Consider the following 19,303-nt stretch of genomic DNA (forward strand, 5'->3'; position numbering starts at 1 on the left):
CTCGACCAGCGAGATGGCACGCTTGCGGGTGACTCGACCAGCGAGATGGCACGTTCGGGGGTTACTCGACCAGCGAGACGGCACGCTGGCGGGTTACTCGACCAGCGGGATGGCGCGTTCGGGGGTTACTCGACCAGCGAGATGCTGCGTTCGCGGGTTACTCGACCAGCGGGATGGCGCGTTCGGGGGTTACTCGACCATCCGCTGATCGAGTAGCAGCCGAGCGCAGCGAGGCAGCGTATCGAGATCCGATGCGCACGACTCAGTTGCCGAGTGCCGCGAGATCCTCCTCACCGAATTTGTCCTCGAGGGTCTCCGGCGAATAGTCGAGGTCGATCTCGGCGACGGACCGTCCGCGTGCGGATTCGATGGCGGACAGCCTGCGTTGCGCGCGATCGGCGGCATAGGTGAGGAATTCGCTGTTGTCGAGGCCGAAGGGCTGCTCGTCGAACTGCTCGTTGACCCAGCTGATCATCCCGAGCGCGAGCGGCATCAACTCTTCCATCCGTTCGGTGACCGCAGGCCAGAGCGCGTCGTCGGCCGCCACGTGCCTGCGGCAGGTGAAGGTGCCCCAGGCCATATGCCTGCGCTCGTCGTTGCCGATGAACCGGATGAGTTTCTGCATGCCCGGGAAGATCCCGAACCGCGAACACACCGTCTGCCAGGCGTGATAGCCGGTGAGCGCGAGACTGCCCTCGACGACATGGTTGTAGGTGACGCTGGCGCGTATCTGGTTGCGCGGCGACGGATCCGTGTCGAGTGCGTGCAGCGAGCCGGGCAGTTCCTCGTAGAAGAGCTGCCGGTAGTAGGGATTGTCGGCGACGTAGGACTGCAGATCGTCGGTGAGGCCGACCGCGTCCATCCAGAGCCGGAACACCTGGGTGTGTTTGGCTTCCTCGAAACAGAATTGGCTGAGATACATCTCGTCGCCGAAGCGGCCCTCGGCGGCCATCGCGCCCATGAATGGCTGGATGTCCTGGGTGACGGCCTCCTCGCCCGCGATGAACTGGCTCACCAGGTAGGTGGCGCTGCGGCGTTGCTCGGAGGTGATCTCCTCCCAGTCCTGTGCGTCCTGCCGGAAGTCGATGGCGGTCGGATCCCAGAATCGAGCGTTGCCTTTTGTGAAGAGCCGCAACGGAAACGAGTCCCAGTTGAGTCCGTTCGGGCGCAGCGAACTGAAGTCTGCGCGACTGTGTGCGGCGTTGCCGGATTGCGTCCGGTCTTCGGCGAGGGTCATGGGGACCACCAGCTCACTGCTCTCGGAGGTACTTTGGCCCAGGCTAACCCCGTGTGAGGCCGAATGCCCTGAATTAGCGGGAACTCTCAGGAAGACGGAAGTCGGGATCGGCCTGGAAACCTACGCCCCGAAAGGCGAAAACCTCAGCGCGACAACGAACTCGGCCACCAAATGCGTTTGCCGATGTCCATGGTGAGCGCCGGGACGAGCAGGGTGCGCACGATGAGTGCGTCGATGAGGACACCGACGGACACGAGGAAGGCGATCTGCGCGAGGAACAACAGCGGGATCACCGCCAGCGCCGCGAAGGTCGCGGCGAGCACCACACCCGCGGACGTGATGACGCCGCCGGTGGCGGTGAGGCCACGGATCATGCCCGCCCGCGTGCCGTGGACGAGCGCCTCCTCTCGCACTCTCGACATCAGGAAGATGTTGTAGTCGATGCCCAGCGCCACCAGGAACACGAAGGCGAACAGCGGCACCACCGGGTCGGCACCCGGGAAGTCGAACGGTCCGTTGAACACCAGCGCGGCGATACCGAGCGTGGTCCCGAAGGACAGCACGGTGGTGGCGAGCAGCAGGATCGGTGCGACGAGGCTGCGGAGCAGCAGGATCAGCGCGATCAGGACCACGACCAGCACCACCGGGATGATCAGGTTCCGGTCGTGCTGCGCGGTGATGCGGGTGTCCAGGTCGGTGGCGGTGGCGCCGCCGACCATGGCGTCGGCGCCCTCGATGCCGTGGACACGGTCCCGGATGCGTTCGACGGTGTCCTGGGCGGCCAGCGAGTCGGCTCCGTCGGACAGGGTCGCCTGCACCGCCACCCGGCCGTCGACGACCAGCGGGGCGTTGTCACGCTCGGTCAGTTCCGCGGATGCGACGCCCGGTGTCCCGGACACCTGGGCCAGCACCTGCTCGCCGCGATCCGCATCGGCGATGATCCACGTCGGCGTACCGGTGCCGGCGTCGTAGTGCTTGGCCTGGATGTCGGCGCCCTCGACCGACTCGACGGTCCCCATGAAGAAGTCCGTCTCGGCGATGCCGTCGGACTTGAACGTCGGGGCGAAGGCCGCGCCGATGAGCAGTACCACCAGAGTGCCGACCCAGATCGCCCGCGGCCGCGCGGCCACCTTGTCGGCGATCGCGTGCCAGATGCGGTGCGCACCGTCGACGGTGTCGGTCGGGTTGTCGGCCGTCGGGTGCGGAGGCCGCAGCGGCCAGAACGCGTTACGGCCGATGAGGGCGAGGGCAGCCGGCAGGAAGGTCATCGAGGCGAGGAAGGACGCCACGATGCCGATGGCCGCGACCGGTCCCAGGCTCTTGTTGGAGTTCAGGTCGGACAGCAGCAGACACAGCACACCGGCGATGACTGTGCCCGCCGATGCGAGCACCGGTTCGATCGTCGCGCGCCACGCCGTGCGGATGGCCTCGTATTTGTCGTCGGTGCGGGTGAGGTCCTCGCGGAAGCGGGAGACCAGGAGGAGCGCGTAGTCGGTCGCGGCACCGAAGACCAGGATGAACAGGATGCCCTGACTCTGGCCGTTGAGTTCCAGGACGTCGTTCTTCGCCAGGAAGTACACCAGGCCGGATGCGACCCCGAGGGCGAAGACCGACGAGATGAGGACCACGAACGGCAGGATCGGACTCCGGTAGACGACGATCAGGATCATGACCACCACGAGCGCGGCGACCAGTAGCAGGATGCCGTCGATGCCTGCGAACGCTTCGCCGAGATCGGCGATCTGACCGGCCGGTCCGGTGACCTTCACCTCGAGACCGTCCGGCGGCGAGGACAACGCCTCGCGGAGTTTCTCGACGCTGTCCCCGGGTTCGCCGTCGGTGGAGATCGGGACGAACATCTGCGCGGCCTGACGATCCTCCGACGGCAGCGGAGGAGAGAACGCCTCACCGAAACCGGGTGTGCCGGCCAGCGGGGTCACGGCGTCGCGGAGGAAGGTCAGATCGGATTCCTGGATTCCGTCGGTCCGCTCGGCGATCACGATGGCGGGCACGGTCGAGGTGTCGGAGAAGTCGCCGAGAACGTCGCCGACCTTCGTCGATTCCGCGGATGCCGGCAGGAAGGTGCTGCTGTCATCGCTGGAGACGCTCGCCAGCTTGCCGGCGAACGGGCCGGTGACACCGCCGAGCGCGAGCCAGCCGATCACCAGGAGCGCCGGGACCAGCCATCGAAGGGTTCGCCGTTTACCCGACTTTTCCGTGGTGAACTTCGCCATTCGGACATCGTTTCATGCCGGGCCGGTCGTCGCGGAGGCCGACCCTTCGGAGACCGAACGACCGGATGGCGGATCCGTGCAGGGATATATTGCGATTCGACTACGAAACCCGGGTGCCCGGACGAACATGAGCGTGGATGCAACGAGTCGAGGGAAAGGCATCACGCATGAAGACCAAGGGCGCGATTCTCCGGGAGATCAACGGCGATTGGCTTATTGAGGACATCGAAGTCGGGGATCCGGTCGCCGGTGAGGTTCAGGTCAAACTCGTCAGTTCGGGACTCTGCCACTCCGATCATCACCTGCGCACCGGTGCGAGCCCCACACCGTTCCCGATGCTCGGTGGACACGAAGGCGCCGGTGTGGTGCACAAGGTGGGGCCCGGGGTGACCCGGCTCAAGGAGGGCGACCACGTCGTCACCGCCTTCATCCCGGCATGCGGTGTGTGCGAACCCTGTTCGCGCGGACAGCAGAACATCTGCGACGAGGGCGCCCGCCTGCTGACCGGGCTGGCGATCGCCGACGACACCTATCGCGCGACGACCGCGCAGGGCGAACCGCTGACCCAGATGTGCCTGCTCGGTACGTTCTCGCCGTATATCACCGTCAATCAGGCGTCGGTGGTCAAGATCGAGGACGACATACCGCTGCAGACCGCGGCACTTCTCGGGTGCGGTGTCGCGACGGGTTGGGGCTCGGCGGTGGAGATCGGGGGCACCCACGCGGGCGACACCGTGATCATCGTGGGCATCGGCGGCGTCGGCATCAATGCGGTGCAGGGCGCGGCCGCGGCCGGAGCCCGCCACGTGGTGGCGATCGATCCGGTGCCGTTCAAGCTGGACATGGCGAAGAAACTCGGTGCGACCCATACCTTCTCGTCGATGGAGGAGGCACTGCCCGCGATCGGCGAACTCACCTGGGGCCGCATGGCCAACACCACGATCATCACCGTGGGGGAGATCGACGGCTCGATGCTCGCCCCGGCACTCTCGTTGACCGGCAAGGGCGGACAGGTGCTGGCCGTCGGCATGGGTCGTTTCGACGACCTCGACGCACAGGTGAGCCTGTTCGAGTTGACGCTGCTGCAGAAGCGCATTCAGGGTGCCATCTTCGGCGGTGCCAGCCCGCGCACCCAGGTGCCCACGCTGCTCAACGAATATCGTTCCGGCACACTCAACCTCGATGATCTGGTGACCAAGACCTACCGCCTGGACCAGATCAACGAAGCCTACGACGACATGCTCGCGGGCAAGAACATCCGCGGCATGATCGTGTACACCGACGAGGATTACTGAGCCCGCGGCCGACCGGGTGACCCGGTCGGCCGCGCTCTCACGTGATTCTAGTGTGGGTCTCGATACGCGGCGGACTCGCTGCGCTCCTGCGCCGCTACTCGACCGGCGGGGATTCGGCCAGCAGCAGGTCGAACGGAGGCGATTCGACCGGCGGGGAAGTCCCGCTGATCGAGTAGGCTCCGAGCGCAGCGAGGCGCCGTATCGAGATCACCAGATCCGTACGCGCTGTGCGGGTTCCAGGTACAGGTCGTCGCCGTCGGCAACGTCGAACGCGGTGTAGAAGGCGTCGACGTTGCGGACCACGCCGTTGCAGCGGAACTCCGGCGGCGAGTGCGGATCGATGGAGAGCCTGCGGATGGCCTCGGCGTCACGGGTCTTGGTGCGCCAGATCTGCGCCCAGCTGAAGAAGACCCGCTGGGTACCGGTGAGGCCGTCGATCACCGGCGGTTCCTCGCCGGCCTGGGCCAGTTCGTAGGCCACCAGCGCGATCGACAGCCCGCCGAGGTCGCCGATGTTCTCGCCGATGGTGAACTCACCGTTGACCTTGTGTTCGGCATCGAGGCCCACCGGAGTGAACTCGTTGTACTGGTCGATCAGTTTGCGTGTGCGCGAGGAGAATTCGGTGCGGTCCTCGTCGGTCCACCAGTCGATGAGGTTGCCGTCGCCGTCGTACTTGGCGCCCTGATCGTCGAACCCGTGGCCGATCTCGTGGCCGATGACCGCGCCGATGCCACCGTAGTTGGCGGCGTCGTCGGCGTCGGGATCGAAGAACGGCGGCTGCAGGATCGCGGCCGGGAACACGATCTCGTTCATGCCCGGGTTGTAATAGGCGTTCACGGTCTGCGGGGTCATGAACCACTCGTCGTGGTCCACCGGTCCGCCGATCTTCGCGAACTCCCGATCCTGCTCGAAAGCCGACGCGCGCGCGACGTTCCCGATGAGATCCCCGCGGTCGACGGTCAGCGTGCCGTAATCACGCCAGGTCGCCGGATAGCCGATCTTCGGCGTGAACTTCTCCAGTTTGGTGAGTGCCTTCTCCCGGGTGGCCGGAGTCATCCACTCCAGCTCGGAGATGTTGCGGCGGTAAGCGGCGACCAGGTTGTCGATCAGTTCGTCCATGCGCGCCTTGGCGTCCGGCGGAAAGTGTTTGGCCACATAGAGTTTGCCGACGGCGAAACCCATCGCGCCCTCCACGAAGCCGACCCCGCGCTTCCAGCGGTCCCGGATGCTCGGGGCGCCGGTCAGGGTGCGCCCGTAGAAGTCGAAGTTCTCGTCGACGAAGTCGGCGGACAGGTAGGGCGCCGCCGAATGCAGGAGCTGCCACGCCAGCCAGGTCTTCCAGTCGTCGAGCGGGCGCGAGGCGACGAGCGCGGAGGCTCCTTCCACGAAGGACGGCTGCCCGACGACCAGCTCGGCGAAGGTGTCCGCGGTGGTACCCAGGCCGCCCAGCCATGCATGGACGTCGAACCCGGTTGCCTCCGAGGTGAATTCGTCAATCGTCCGCAGGTTGTAGGTGAGTTCCGCGTCGCGGCGCCGGACCACGTCCCAGTGATGAGACGCCAGTGCGGTCTCCAGATCCAGAATGGTGGCGGCGCGGTCGGCGGCATCCTCGTACCCGGCGAGCGCGAAGATCCGCTCGACGTGCGCGCGGTAGGCGTCGCGGGTCTCGGCGTGCTTCTCCTCGCGGTAGTACGACTCGTCGGGCAGCCCGAGGCCGCCCTGCACCAGGTGGACCAGGTAGCGGTCGGACCGGCGCGCGTCGGTGTCCACGTACACACCGAAGAGCCCGCTGGTGCCGTGGCGTTCCAGCCTGCCGAGGGCGGCCGCGAACTCGCTCGCCGAGGTGATCGCCCCGATCGTGTCGAGTTCGGCGCGGATCGGTCCGATGCCGAGCGCCTCGATGTGATCGGTGTCCATGAAGGAGGCGTACAGGTCGCCGATCTTCTGCTCATCGGTGCCGCTGGCGGCGTCGGACTGCGCGGCCGCGGTGATGATGTCGCGGACGTTCTCCTCGGCCCGGTCGCGGAGGACCAGGAAGGAGCCGTCCACCGAACGGTCGTCGGGGATCACATGATCGGCCAGCCACTTGCCGTTGACATGGGCGAACAGGTCGTCCTGGACGCGGACGCCGTCGTCGACCCAGTCGAGATCGATACCGGAGGATGCGGGGATGTCAGTCGGTGATGCGGTCACGACCTCCATCCTGGCACCGGAATCCGGATCCGTCAGGTGCGATTGATCTCGATACGCCTCCTCGCCTGGCGGCTCGGTGGCTACTCGATCGGCGGGTGGGGCTCCTCGCGTGGCGGCTCGGTGGCTACTCGATCGGCGGGTGGGGCTCCTCGCGTGGCGGCTCGGTGGCTACTCGATCAGCGGGTGGGGTTCGTCGTCTGGTGGTTGGGTGGTTGCTCGATCGGCGGGTGGGGTTCGTTGTCTGGTGGTTGGGTGGTTGCTCGATCGGCGGGTGGGGCGGCTCGGTGGCTACTTGATCGGCGGAGATGCTCTCGATGGTCGAGTAGCGACGAGCGAGCGCAGCGAGCCCGCCGCGTATCGAGACCGCCATCGGTGACGGACGGTGGTTACCGTGGCATATGACCTCCACCAGCGATTCCGACCGGACCTACGACGTCGTGGTGATCGGCGGTGGACCGGCCGGCGAGAACGCCGCCCAGTACGCGATCGCCGGGAGCGACCGGACCGCGGTCATCATCGAGGACGAACTCGTCGGCGGCGAATGTTCGTACTGGGCCTGCATGCCGAGCAAGGCGCTGCTCGGTCCGGGGGCGGCACTCGCCGCTGCCGCCGCACTCCCCGGTGCGGGCGAGCGGCTCCGCGACACCGGTCCCGACCTGCCCTCGCTGCTGGCCTGGCGGGACACCGTGACCGGGGGTCGTGACGACGCGTCGCAGGTCTCCTGGGCGGAGAAGGCGGGGATCGACGTGCTGCGCGGACGGGGCCGGATCGTCGGTGAGCGGGCCGTCGCCGTCGGTGACGAGATCGTGCGGGCGCGGCATGCCGTGGTGATCGCGACGGGCGGCGTCGCACAGGTGCCGCCGGAGATCCGCGACGCGATCCCGTGGACCTCGCGCGACGTGACGAACCTCGTCGAGGTGCCCGAGCGGATGGTGATCGTCGGCGGTGGGGTGGTGGCCTGCGAGGCGGCCACCTGGCTCGCCGACGCGGGCGTGCGGGAACTGACGATGGTGGTGCGCGGTTCGTCGCTGCTGGCAAGCATGGAACCCTTCGCCGGACAGCATGTCGCCGACGCGTTGCGTGAGCGGGGTGTCGAGGTGCTCTTCGGTGCCCAGGTGAGCGCGGTGTCCCGGCCGGAGGCGGCCGATACCGGTTACGGCCGCATCCACGGCGGTCCGGCGGAGGTCCGCATCTCCACCGATGGGGATGCGGATCGGGAACTGGTGGTCGACGAGATCCTGGTGGCCGCGGGCCGCAGGCCGGCCACCGACGACCTGGCCGACGGATACGAACTGCCCACCGACGACCATGGTTCCCTGCCCACCGACGATCATCTCGGGGTGGACGGCTCGACCTGGCTGTACGCGGTCGGCGACGCGAACGGACGGGCGCCGGTGACCCATATGGGCAAGTATCAGGCGCGCGTCGCGGGGGACGTGATCGCCGCACGGGCGGAGGGTCGGTCGCTCGACGATCCGCGATATCTCGCGACCGCCGACCATGATGCCGTCCCGCAGGTCGTCTTCACGCGGCCCGAGGCGTGCGCCGTCGGGAAGACCGAGCGGCAGGCCCGTGATGCGGGTATCGACGTCGAGGTCACCGAGACCGACATCGCGGTGGCGGGGTCCTATCTGCTCGGCCCGGATTATCGGGGGCACGCGAAGCTGGTGCTGGACCGGGACCGTGCCACGGTCGTCGGCGCGACCTTTGTCGGCGCGAACACCGCCGAACTGATTCACTCGGCCACCATCGCCATCGTCGGCTCTGTGCCGCTGCAACGACTTTGGCATGCGGTGCCGGCATATCCGACGGTCAGTGAGGTGTGGTTGCGTCTGCTCGAAAATCGACGGGGTGTGTCCGTTTGAACACAGGCCTTGATAGGCTGTGTCGGTCGCGATCGCGGCATGGATCCGGGGGGATCAATTTTGGCTGATGGTTGGTGGGGGTCGTTGCGTGGGCGACGATCTCCGGACACACCGGACGAGGGCCGTGAGGGCGGACCCTCGATCTCGGCGTCTCCGAATACCGAATGGTATGTGCCCCACTATGGTTCGGAGTATCCCGAGCCCAATGGGGCATATGTCGCCTCCGAGGGGGAGTGGGCATCCGTCCACCCGACGGAGCAGCCGTCGACGCCGTATGTCGTCGGTGCGCCCAGTCACGAGTCAACAGATTCGGGGTACCCCATGTCATCGGAACCGGTTGTTCGCCGGCCATCGGAATCGGAATGGGTGGCTCCCGAACGGGTCGCCCACCGGCCGCGTCACGCAGCAGTGCGTGCCAGCGGAAGCGCTGCGTCCAGTGATGAGCAGGGCTCGACCGAATCCGAGTCCCCGGCCGTAATTCGTCGTGCCACAACGGTATCGGCACCCGAAACACAGTTAGGAAGTACTCACGTGACACAGCTCGACAATTTCGTCGCCGAACTGCTGGCCATCGACGGCGCCACCGGCGCGGCCGTGGTCGACATCGAGAGCGGTATGGCCCTGGCCTTCGGCGGCAACCCCGGATTCGACCTCGAGGTCGCGGCCGCCGGTAACTCGAATGTGGTGCGCGCCAAGCTGCGCACCATGAACGATCTCGGGATCAACGAGACCGTCGAGGACATCCTGATCACGCTGGACAGCCAATATCACCTGATCAACGTTCTGCGTGACCGCGGCACCGCCGGACTCTTCATCTACCTGGTCCTGAGCCGCAACAACGCGAACCTCGCGCTCGCCCGCCATCGCCTGCGTGCGATCGCCTCGAAGGTCACGGTCTGACACCGGCGGCGTTCCCCGACAAGACTTTTCGACCACCCGACGCCGGATGGCAGCCGCGGACAGCGGTTGTCAGCCGGCGTCGAGTGCCATCAGACGATCGCTGAGCGACGAGGGATCGGTGGTGTCGGTGTCCACCCACTCCACCAACCGGCCGTCGACCATGATCCCCACCCGGTCGCACCACTGCGCCAATTCGTTGGGGTCGCTGGAGATCACGATCGCGCCGGAACCTCCGCTGGTCGCCTCGTCGAGGAGCGTCCGCATCTCGGCCTGTGACTTCACGTCCAGTCCACGCGTGGGCGAGTTGAGCACCATCAGGTCGCTGTCCACCGAAATCCACCGTGCCAGAGTGATTTTCTGCTGCTCGCCGCCCGAGAGGCTGCCGATCCGCGCCTGGATGCTCGACGCCTTGAGGTCCAGTTGCTGCATCAGCGCGATCACCTCGCGCAGTGCGGCGACCTCGGAACCGAAGTCGGAACCCTCCGACCAGCCACTGGTCATCAGGCTGCGGGCGATCGACTCGCTGGGATCCATGCCGAGTTCGTCGTCTCCCGCCGCGAAGTACGAGATCCGAAGCGCGGCCGCGTCGGCGGGCGAGGTGATATCCCGTTGCCGCCCATGAAATTCCAGATGATCGTAGGTGCTGCGGGTCTCGCCGACGATGGCGCCCGCGACCTCGAAGACCCCGGAGGTGCGGGTACCCGTCAGGCCGACGACCTCGCCCACGCGGACCGAGAGATCGACGCCGTCGACCCGTTCCGGGACAGCGAGATTCGTGATCCGGATGATCTCCGGAGCGGACGCGGTCGGACGAGTGCGCTCGGCGACCGGGACGTCGCGACCCAGCATCGACACCGCCAGCACATCGGAATTGAACGTCGACGACGGTGCGTCCTCGACGATCAGTCCGTCGCGCAGCACGAGCACCCGATCGGCGAGCGCCAGCACCTCGGGGAGCCGGTGGGAGATGTAGATGACGCTGCGGCCCTGGCGGGCCAGGCGGCGCGCCACGTCGTGTAGTTCGCCCACCTCGCGCAGGGTGAGCGCGGCCGACACCTCGTCCATGATGATGACCTGTGTGTCGTCGGTGAGGACTCGGGCGGCCTCGATGAGACCGTGGACCGGACGGGGGATGTCGGCGATCAACTGATCGGGTTCGATGTCGACCCCCATCTCGGCGAGAATCCAGCGCGCCTGCCGGCGCAACTCCTCGTGGGGCCGCCCCTCCTGGAAGGTGCCGCGGAAGATGGCCTGGGCCACCGTGAGTGAATCGTCGAGCCGGATGCGCTGTTCGATGGCACCCACGCCCAGCTTGCGAGCGTGGTCGGGTGACGTCGGCGCGTAGGGCGCACCGGCGACGGTCATCGAACCGCCGTCGGGCGTGACGGTGCCCGCGATGATGTGGCCGATCGACGACTTGCCCGCACCGTTCTCGCCGACGAGCCCGACGATCTCCGAGTTGCCGACGGAGAAATCGACACCGCGCAGGACCGCATGTGCCCCGTAGGCTTTCGTGATTCCGCTGACCCGGAGCAAAGGCTCGGACGACGAGGATGCGGAGTGCCCGGAACCGGACACCTCTGAGTTGACCACCGAAGTTACTTCCCCCCGGGCCGCGCGCCGCAGCCCTCGAAAACAAGACCATGGTCATCACGCCATCCCCGTATGGCACAACAACCCCCCACCCGAAATGTAGCCGACATATATGTCCAGGTGGAAGCCAACCGTCAAACGACGCCGAATGACTGACACGGTAGGTGCGGACGCACAGATTCGGGCGGCCGGGCGCGCTCCCGGCCCGGTGCGGATCGAGCCTGGTCAGGCGCCCATCAGAGCGTGCAGCGAGGTGTTCATCGCCCAGATCAGGACTTCGGACTCCAGGTGACCGCCGTCGGGGCCGGGAGGATTCTCACTGTCGGCCGACCGCAGCACCGTGCCACCGATGTCCCCCGCCCGAACCGAATCCCCCTCGACGAGCAGGTCGTCGCCGAGTCGCGCCGCCCCGCGCGTCACGTACAGGTGTGTGAACGCGGCCGCGGGCACCGCGACCGGTGCTCCCGGTGCCGGCCGGGCGGCATACAGCGTCGCCGCGCGATTCGCGATCCGGATGGCCGAATCGACCTGCGGATCGCCCGACGCGACAGGCACCAGGCAACCGGGGACGAGTTCGTCGGCGACGTCGTGCTGGGCGTACGACGGGGACAGCCCGGACTCGTCGGGCATCACCCACATCTGCACGAACCGGACCGGTTCGGTACCCGCTCGCTCCGCTCCCGGCGCCGGTGACATGCGGCCCGCTCGCTTCGCTCCCGGCGCCGGCGACATCTGGCCCGCTCGCTTCGCTCCCGGCGCCGGTGACCACGTGTCGTTGCGCTCGGAGTGCAGCACCCCGGTGCCCGCGCTCATCCGTTGCGCCAGGCCCGGATACACGATTCCCGAGTGTCCCTCGGAATCCTGATGCACCAGCGATCCGCGCAGCACCCAGGTGACGATCTCCGACTCGCGGTGCGGGTGGGTGTCGAAGCCCTGTAACGGTTCGACCACTTCGTCGTTGTTCACCAACAGGACACCGTGGTGGGTGTTGGATGGATCGTAGTGATCTCCGAAGGAGAAGCCATGCCGGGACAGGAGCCAATCGGTCCGGGACACCGCGCGGTCGGCGCCACGGATCACCTCGAAGGACATGACCCCATTATGGCGCGCCCCCGGGCAGCCGCGAACGGGCTGCTCCGAGCGCCCCGTAAGCTGGTCCTGCCCGCGGATTCCCCGGTACCCCGAGACCCGTTCGTGATCGGTCCGATTCCGGAATGGAAGCTGCGGATGTCGAAATCCACTGTGACAAGAGTGAAAATTGAGACTATGAAGATCTGGGTGAAACGCGCCTCCGCCACGGCGTGCGCAACGGTTGTCTGCGGCGTCGCCCTGAGCGCATGCGGACTCGCCGGTTCATCCGATGACGCCGCGTCGACCGTCCAGCAGTTCGCCGAGAAGTTCAGCAAGCAGGACGCCGGAGCGGCTGCCTCCCTGACCACGGCACCCGCCCAGGCCAACGACGCACTGTCGAGCACGCTCGGCGGGATGCGGGCGGAGAAGATCGACGTCTCGGTGCGCAATCCCGTCGAGTACACCGACGGCACCGCCTCGTTCACCCTCACGACCACCTACGCGTGGCCGTCCGACCGCACGTACGAGACGACCACCAGTGGCACCGCACGGCACCTCTCCTCGGGCTGGAAGGTCACCTGGGAGCCGAGCATCATCCACCCGGATCTGCGTACCGGGGGGACACTGCGCGAGGTCCGCACCGACGCGACGCCCGCGCCCACGGTCCGCAGCCGCACCGGTAAGCCGTTCATGTACCTGCAGCCGGTCAACGAGATCATCCTCGATCCGGCGCGCACCAACGACATCGGCGCATCCGTGCGCTCGCTCGCGCGTTCCCTCGCGCCGATCGCGCCGCTGGTGACCACCAAGGTGCTCACCGACGACCTGGACGAGGCGCAGGGCAAACCCATCACCGCGGTGACCCTGCGCGACACGGACATGGAGGTCGTCGCCTCCGATCCGGGCAAGATCCCGGGCGTCTCGGTACGCAAGACCGGTCGCCTGGTGATGGTGGACCGGCGCCTGTCGTCGCCGCTGGAGGCCGGGATCACCAACTACTGGCAGGCCATCCGGGACGCCACCGCGGGCTGGCAGGTCCAGCTCGTGGCAGGACCCGGCGCCCGTCCGGTGCCACTCGCCGGCGAGCAGGGACCACCCGGACCGGACGTGCAGACCACCGTCGACCAGGGCGTCCAGCTGACACTCGGGGATGCGGCCGTCGAGGTCGCACAGCCCGCGACCATCCTCACGCTCGACGCCAAGACCGGGGGAATCCTCGGTATGGCGCAGAACAGTGCGGCGCGCGCACGCGGGATCAGCGCGGGCGCGCAGTACCCGGTCGGCTCGACCCTGGACCCGGTGCGCAGTGCGATGGACGGCCCGGTCGCGGGCAAGCAGTCCACCGACGAGTCTCTCGACCGGCTCGGACTCGGCGTCGAGTTCACCGTCGCCGGGGCGAGTGCGCCGGGCGACGTGAAGCCCGGCGTGGCGACCGTCGACTACCGGCCGGGGCAGATGACGTCGTCGATGCTGAACATGGGTGCGCTCGGGGTGGCCCTGGCCCGCACGGTCAGCGGTCAGCCGTCGTCGGTCGCGCCGTATGTGATCAAGGGGGTGCCCACCAAGGTCACCGACGGCCGCCTCGGCGAACTCGACCCCGCCCTGTCGGAGCCGATCCTCAAGAGCATGACCGCCACCGCGAAGAACGGTGACGCCAGCGACCTCACCGGTGCTCCCGGGCTCAAGGCGCTGGTCGGCACCAACGGGCCGCAGGGGCCCGGCTGGTTCGTCGGCCTGCAGGGCGGCAAGGTGATCGTCGTCTACTGCGAGGGCGAGAAGTCCGGCACGGCCGCACTGCAGGTGGCGCAGAAGTACTTCCGGATCAAGTGATCAGGCCGACGCGCGGCGTCGGTGGATGATCGCGAGGACCGCGCGCCAGCCGAGCAGGAACAGTCCGAGCGCGATGGTCGCGACCACGACGAAACTGGCGGCGACCCCCTGGTGCAGCAGCACCCGCAGGATCATGCCGACGACGACCGTGCAGATCCAGATGACGGTGCCCGCGGGCAGCCGTTCGGGCCGGAAATGGTGACCGAACCAGTCGCTGGACCCGACATGGGAGAACACGTACACGATCGACCAGCCGGCCGCGGCGCCGACCACGAACGGCCAGAGCGTCTGCAGCACGCCGGTGATCGCGAAGCCGCGCTCGTGATCGGCGCGGCCGATGAGGACGAAGGCCGTCACCGCGATCAGATCGAAGAGGGCGGACACCGGCATGGACAACCGGGCCGCTGCGGCCGGTGCGACCGGTGTGGACGTCGACATGGTCCCTTACGGTAGCGAATCGTCGGGCCCGCGGGAATCGTCAGGGCGTGCTTCGTCCGGCGATGGGACACCCGGTGGTGAATTCTCCGGCGGATCGTCGGTGCCCGGGGGACCGGCGTGTGTGTCGCCCGTCGGCGCCCGGGCATCGGCGTCGTCCGCCAGTGCCTCGTCCAGCGAATCCTCGTCCTTGATGCTGTTGCGGAACATCACGAGGATGACGATCCAGCCGATCGCGGCCACCAGCACGTAGCTGATCACGCGGTACACCAGCACGGCCGTGATCGCGTCGGCGGCGGGCATGCCCGCGCTCGTGAGGGCGGGCACCAGCACCGCGTCGACGACCCCGATGCCGCCGGGCAGAAGCGGGACGGCGGTGCCGACCGCCTTGCCCGCCGCGTACGCGACCATGAGTCCGGAGATGCTCGGGTGGGCACCGACGGCCCAGCACGCGAACGCGAGACAGGCCACGTCGGCGATCCAGTTGAACAGGCTCCAGCCGAAGGAGATCGACAGGTCCTTGCGGGTCAGCTGCACCGCGCGCAACTGCTCCAGGGTTTCGATCACTCGATCGTGCCCCTGCGTCTCCGGCTTGTTGCGCACCTGGTTGTACCAGGTCAGCACACGTAGGACGATGCTCTGCAAGGACTCCGGATGACTGGCCAGATACTGGAAGACCAGGACCACCGCGATGAATCCGAGGACGGAGAACACCATCGAGAACGGGCTGGTCTTCGCGCCCGCGAGAAGTGCACCGCCGAATCCCAGGACCGCCAGGCCGACGCCGGCGAGGAGACCCGACATCACCACCTGCCAGGAGGCGATCACCGGGGTGGCACCCCACTTGCGGGTCTCCCGGTAGACGAAGGCGGGCGCGAGCACCGGGCCGCCCGGCATGGTCTGGCTGACCGAGTTCGACGCCAGGATCACCGACAGCGATTTCCACTGCGTCACCCGCACCCCGGCCGAGCGCATCAGGGCGCGCTGTACCTGCGCAAAGCTGTCCATCGACAACATCGCGGCCACGATGCACGCGACCAACCACACCCAGTCCAGGTCACCGATCCGCGCCCACGCGTCCTCCAGGCTGGGCGCGATGAGAACCACCTCGACGGCGAGAATGGTGACCACGACGGCCAACAGAACCCACCGGACCCACCAGAAACGGGACCGTGTGCGCGTCGGCTGGACCCCGGGCCCTTCCGACGACATGGAAACACCCTAACCACCGCTACCCTGACAGCTGTGAGCGATGCCGAAACCGCGGGACGGTCGTCGGAGTCGGGGAGCCTCGCCGAACGGCTCGCCGCGGCCGATCGGGCCAAGGTTCATCCGCTGGTGCGGGCTGCCGCCGAGTGGTCGTGGCGTCTGCTCGTGATCGCCGCGGGCGTATACGTCCTGCTGCTCGGTTTCCACCACTTCCAGGAGGTTCTCGTCCCGGTCGCCCTGGCCATCCTGGGTGCGGCGATGCTCGTTCCGGTGGTCGACTTCATGGACCGGCACCGTGTGCCACGTTCGCTCGCGGTCCTGATCACCCTCGTGGTGTCGCTCGGGCTGGTGTCGGCCGTGATGACCTTCGTGGTGCAGGAATTCATCCGGGGCTTCCCCGAGCTGACCCGCCAGATCACCGTCACGGTCGATCGCACCCGCGACTGGCTCGTCGACGGGCCGCTCGGCATCGACGACGAACAGGTCCGCAACGTCGGCACCGACGTCACCGACTTCCTGCAGCACAATCAGGACAAGGTGACCAACGGGGCGCTCGCCACCGCGACCACCGCCACCGAGATCATCACCGGCGCCCTGCTCGCGGTCTTCCTGCTCATCTTCTTCCTGTACGGCGGAGGGCAGATCTGGACCTTCGTCACGAAGCTGGTGCCCCGCGAGACGCGGGGGCGTGTCCGTGCCGCGGGCAACGCAGGCTTCGGCACACTGGTCGGCTACGTGCGGGCCACGGTGGCGGTAGCCTTCGTCGACGCACTGGGCATCGGCATCGGGCTGGCGATTCTCGGTGTGCCGCTGGCACTTCCGCTGGCCTCCCTGGTCTTCCTGGGCGCGTTCATCCCGATCGTCGGTGCGCTGGCCACCGGGACCCTCGCGGTCCTCGTCGCCCTCGTCACCCAGGGCTGGATCGCCGCGGTCATCGCGCTGGCCATCGTCGTCGGCGTCATGCAATTGGAAAGCCATGTCCTGCAACCCTTCCTGCTGGGACGTTCGGTCCGCCTGCATCCCGTCGCCGTGGTGCTCGGCATCGCGGCCGGAATCGTCGCCGCCGGGATCATCGGTGGCCTGCTCGCGGTGCCGCTCATCGCATTCGGCAACACGTTCGTGCGGCATCTGTCGGCGCTGACACAGGGACACCGGGCGCGCGTCGCGGCACGCGGCCACGAAAGCGGGATGTTCGTCGCGGAACCGGACGAACCGCGATGGGATCGATTCGACGCCGTGGACGAGGCCGGCGAGGACTACGAGGCCTACGACGCCGATACGGAAACCGGCGAACCCGACGACGGTCCCACGGAAACCTCGACGACGGCCGACGATTCCGGCGGTGCCGCCGGCGAGGACCCGCCTCCGGCTCGCGGCGAGAGCTGAGCGGTGACCTCGCGGACCGGCCGCGCCGGGAGTACGGAGTTCGCCGACCCGGCGTCGAGCCGATTGTCGGTGCGGGCCGCCGAACTCGCACGCGCCGCCGACACCGACCCGGTGGGGCCGTTGTGGCGGGCCGCGCAACTGTTCCGGGTCCTCGCGTTCCTCTACGCGCTCGGATTCCAGATCGCGATCAACGGCGACCTGGAACGTCCGGCCGTCACCTGGGTGCTGTTCGGGGTGCTCACCGCGACCACGGTGGTCTGTGGTGTCGCCTATTTCGCCGGATTCGGGCGTAACCCGTACTGGGTGTCCGCCGAGGTGATCGTGGTCTGTGGCCTCATGCTGTCCACCTCCTTCGTCGCCGATGACGCGTGGGCCTGGAACAACCAGACCTGGCCGACCACGCTCTGGGCGACCAACGCCGTCATCTCGGTCGCATTGCTCGCGGGTCCGGTGTGGGGCATCGTCGGCGGACTGATCGTCGGTGGCACAAGCGCTTTCGTAAAAGGGCAGCTGGATCTCAACTTCGGCCGCAACGCCACCATCATCATCATCGTGGCGACCGGCATGGCGGTGGGCCTCGCCTCCGTGACCGCGCGACGTGCGCACGCCGCGCTGACCGCTGCGGCGCGCCTCGCGGCCGCCGCCGACGAACGCGAACGGCTGTCCCGCGAGGTGCATGACGGTGTGCTGCAGGCGCTCTCGCTGATCGCGAAGCGGGGCCGCGAGATCGGCGGGCCCACCTCCGAACTCGCCGAACTCGCCGGTACGCAGGAACGGTCGCTGCGCAAGCTGGTGTCCGACATCCCCGGTCTCGATACGGATCCGCCGTCGGCCGGTGATACGGCGACGGATCTGGCCGCCGTGCTCCGGGACTTCGCCGCCGACCGCGTCGCGGTGAGTGCGCCCGCCACACCCGTTCTGGTGAATTCGGCCGTCGCGGCCGAAGTTCGCGCGGTGGTGACCAATGCGCTCGACAACGTCGCCCACCATGCCGGACCGGATGCGCGCGCCTACGTCCTGCTCGAAGACCTCGTCGATCAGGTGGTGGTGAGTGTCCGGGACGACGGCGTGGGCATCGCACCGGGCCGCCTGGCCGAGGCCGAGCAGCAGGGCCGCATGGGCGTGTCCCGATCGATCGTCGGGCGGGTGGAAGCAATGGGCGGCACCGCGATCCTGGATACGGGTGCCGGGGTCGGGACAGAATGGGAACTGACGATTCCGGTGGAACGGGAGGCACGATGAGCGGCACCGAAGCCGGTGAGGGACGAACGCTGCGGGTGATGGTCGTCGACGATCACCCGATGTGGCGCGACGGGGTGGCGCGGGATCTCGCCGAAGAAGGTTTCGAGGTCGTCGCCACGGCCGACGGGGTGGGCGCGGCCGGGCGTCGGGCCGCCGCCGTGCGCCCCGACGTGGTGCTGATGGACATGCAGCTACCGGACGGCACCGGAACCGAGGCGACGACCGCGGTGTTGTCCGCGTCCCCGGACACCCGGGTGCTGGTGCTCTCGGCGTCCGACGAACGTGACGACGTGCTGGAAGCGGTGAAGGCCGGTGCGAGCGGCTATCTGGTGAAGAGTTCGTCGAGGGCGGAGCTGGTCGACGCCGTGCGGGCCACCGCGGACGGCCAGGCGGTGTTCACACCCGGGCTGGCCGGCCTGGTCCTCGGTGAGTACCGCCGGATCTCGCAGCAGCCCGACCCCGGACCCGACCGGCCGACGCTCACCGACCGGGAGACCGAGGTGCTGCGCTACGTGGCAAAAGGATTGAGCGCGAAGCAGATCGCCACCAAGTTGTCGCTGAGCCACCGCACCGTCGAGAACCATGTGCAGGCGACCCTGCGCAAGCTGCAACTGGGCAACCGGGTGGAACTCACCCGCTATGCCATCGAGCACGGGCTCGACGACTGATCGCGGTGATCTCGATACGGCTCCTCGCTGCGCTCGGTGCCTACTCGATCGGCGGGAGTCGTGCGTCGGTGTGCGGGCTTGACCGGCGGGCCATCCTCACTGGTGTGCGGGCTTGACCGGCGGGCCATCCTCACTGGTGTGCGGG

At 67.8% G+C, this 19,303-nt stretch carries 14 protein-coding genes; 7 read left to right on the forward strand and 7 right to left on the reverse strand.

The features are described 5' to 3' along the window. Nucleotides 1-262: 262 nt before the first annotated feature. Together AC4JJG_RS13070 and AC4JJG_RS13075 are read right to left on the reverse strand one after the other, a co-directional pair. Nucleotides 263-1,237 carry a R2-like ligand-binding oxidase gene (locus tag AC4JJG_RS13070; protein WP_495401439.1) on the reverse strand — a complete coding sequence of 325 codons (975 nt, stop codon included), beginning with the start codon at nucleotides 1,235-1,237 and terminating at the stop codon, nucleotides 263-265. A 143-nt stretch (nucleotides 1,238-1,380) separates the two neighbouring features. Continuing rightward, complete coding sequence (locus AC4JJG_RS13075) at nucleotides 1,381-3,471, reverse strand: MMPL family transporter (RefSeq protein WP_495401438.1); 2,091 nt, start codon at nucleotides 3,469-3,471, stop codon at nucleotides 1,381-1,383. Nucleotides 3,472-3,638: 167 nt separating this feature from the next. On the opposite strand from AC4JJG_RS13075, the gene AC4JJG_RS13080 reads away from it, so the two are divergent. Then, entirely contained in the window at nucleotides 3,639-4,766 is a 1,128-nt protein-coding gene (locus AC4JJG_RS13080) for an NDMA-dependent alcohol dehydrogenase (protein WP_495401437.1), read from the forward strand. A gap of 207 nt (nucleotides 4,767-4,973) precedes the next feature. On the opposite strand, the gene AC4JJG_RS13085 is transcribed toward AC4JJG_RS13080, so the two are convergent. Next, the gene (locus tag AC4JJG_RS13085; RefSeq protein ID WP_495401436.1) at nucleotides 4,974-6,968 is read right to left on the reverse strand and encodes a M13 family metallopeptidase; all 1,995 of its coding nucleotides are present in this window, start codon (nucleotides 6,966-6,968) and stop codon (nucleotides 4,974-4,976) included. 389 nt (nucleotides 6,969-7,357) lie between these two features. Here AC4JJG_RS13085 and AC4JJG_RS13090 point away from each other — a divergent pair, with 389 nt between their 5' ends. Both AC4JJG_RS13090 and AC4JJG_RS13095 read left to right on the forward strand, forming a co-directional pair. Next, entirely contained in the window at nucleotides 7,358-8,824 is a 1,467-nt protein-coding gene (locus AC4JJG_RS13090) for a dihydrolipoyl dehydrogenase family protein (protein WP_495401435.1), read from the forward strand. 531 nt (nucleotides 8,825-9,355) lie between these two features. Continuing rightward, entirely contained in the window at nucleotides 9,356-9,724 is a 369-nt protein-coding gene (locus AC4JJG_RS13095) for a hypothetical protein (RefSeq protein ID WP_495401434.1), read from the forward strand. Nucleotides 9,725-9,793: 69 nt separating this feature from the next. Here AC4JJG_RS13095 and AC4JJG_RS13100 read toward each other — a convergent pair whose 3' ends face one another. Both AC4JJG_RS13100 and AC4JJG_RS13105 read right to left on the reverse strand, forming a co-directional pair. Beyond that, nucleotides 9,794-11,317 carry an ATP-binding cassette domain-containing protein gene (locus AC4JJG_RS13100; RefSeq protein WP_495401433.1) on the reverse strand — a complete coding sequence of 508 codons (1,524 nt, stop codon included), beginning with the start codon at nucleotides 11,315-11,317 and terminating at the stop codon, nucleotides 9,794-9,796. Nucleotides 11,318-11,542: 225 nt separating this feature from the next. Continuing rightward, nucleotides 11,543-12,409 carry a pirin family protein gene (locus AC4JJG_RS13105; RefSeq protein WP_495401432.1) on the reverse strand — a complete coding sequence of 289 codons (867 nt, stop codon included), beginning with the start codon at nucleotides 12,407-12,409 and terminating at the stop codon, nucleotides 11,543-11,545. A 174-nt stretch (nucleotides 12,410-12,583) separates the two neighbouring features. On the opposite strand from AC4JJG_RS13105, the gene AC4JJG_RS13110 reads away from it, so the two are divergent. Then, nucleotides 12,584-14,218 carry an NTF2-like N-terminal transpeptidase domain-containing protein gene (locus AC4JJG_RS13110; RefSeq protein WP_495401431.1) on the forward strand — a complete coding sequence of 545 codons (1,635 nt, stop codon included), beginning with the start codon at nucleotides 12,584-12,586 and terminating at the stop codon, nucleotides 14,216-14,218. On the opposite strand, the gene AC4JJG_RS13115 is transcribed toward AC4JJG_RS13110, so the two are convergent. Continuing rightward, complete coding sequence (locus AC4JJG_RS13115; protein ID WP_495401430.1) at nucleotides 14,219-14,656, reverse strand: DUF3054 domain-containing protein; 438 nt, start codon at nucleotides 14,654-14,656, stop codon at nucleotides 14,219-14,221. Nucleotides 14,657-14,662: 6 nt separating this feature from the next. Continuing rightward, on the reverse strand, nucleotides 14,663-15,865 hold the full coding sequence (locus AC4JJG_RS13120) for a lysylphosphatidylglycerol synthase transmembrane domain-containing protein (protein WP_495401429.1): 1,203 nt from the start codon (nucleotides 15,863-15,865) through the stop codon (nucleotides 14,663-14,665). A 33-nt stretch (nucleotides 15,866-15,898) separates the two neighbouring features. Between AC4JJG_RS13120 and AC4JJG_RS13125 the strand changes: the two genes are divergently transcribed. The 3 genes from AC4JJG_RS13125 (at nucleotide 15,899) to AC4JJG_RS13135 (ending at nucleotide 19,158) form a co-directional block, all read left to right on the forward strand. Further along, a complete protein-coding gene (locus tag AC4JJG_RS13125; protein WP_495401428.1) occupies nucleotides 15,899-17,248 on the forward strand; it encodes an AI-2E family transporter in 1,350 nt (449 codons plus the stop codon). Between the two features lie 63 nt (nucleotides 17,249-17,311). After that, a complete protein-coding gene (gene macS, locus AC4JJG_RS13130; protein WP_495401680.1) occupies nucleotides 17,312-18,490 on the forward strand; it encodes a MacS family sensor histidine kinase in 1,179 nt (392 codons plus the stop codon). Next, complete coding sequence (locus AC4JJG_RS13135) at nucleotides 18,487-19,158, forward strand: response regulator (RefSeq protein WP_495401427.1); 672 nt, start codon at nucleotides 18,487-18,489, stop codon at nucleotides 19,156-19,158. The genes macS and AC4JJG_RS13135 overlap by 4 nt, the downstream gene beginning before the upstream one ends. Nucleotides 19,159-19,303 lie beyond the last annotated feature (145 nt).

This window comes from Gordonia sp. B8661-1, assembly GCF_059427765.1.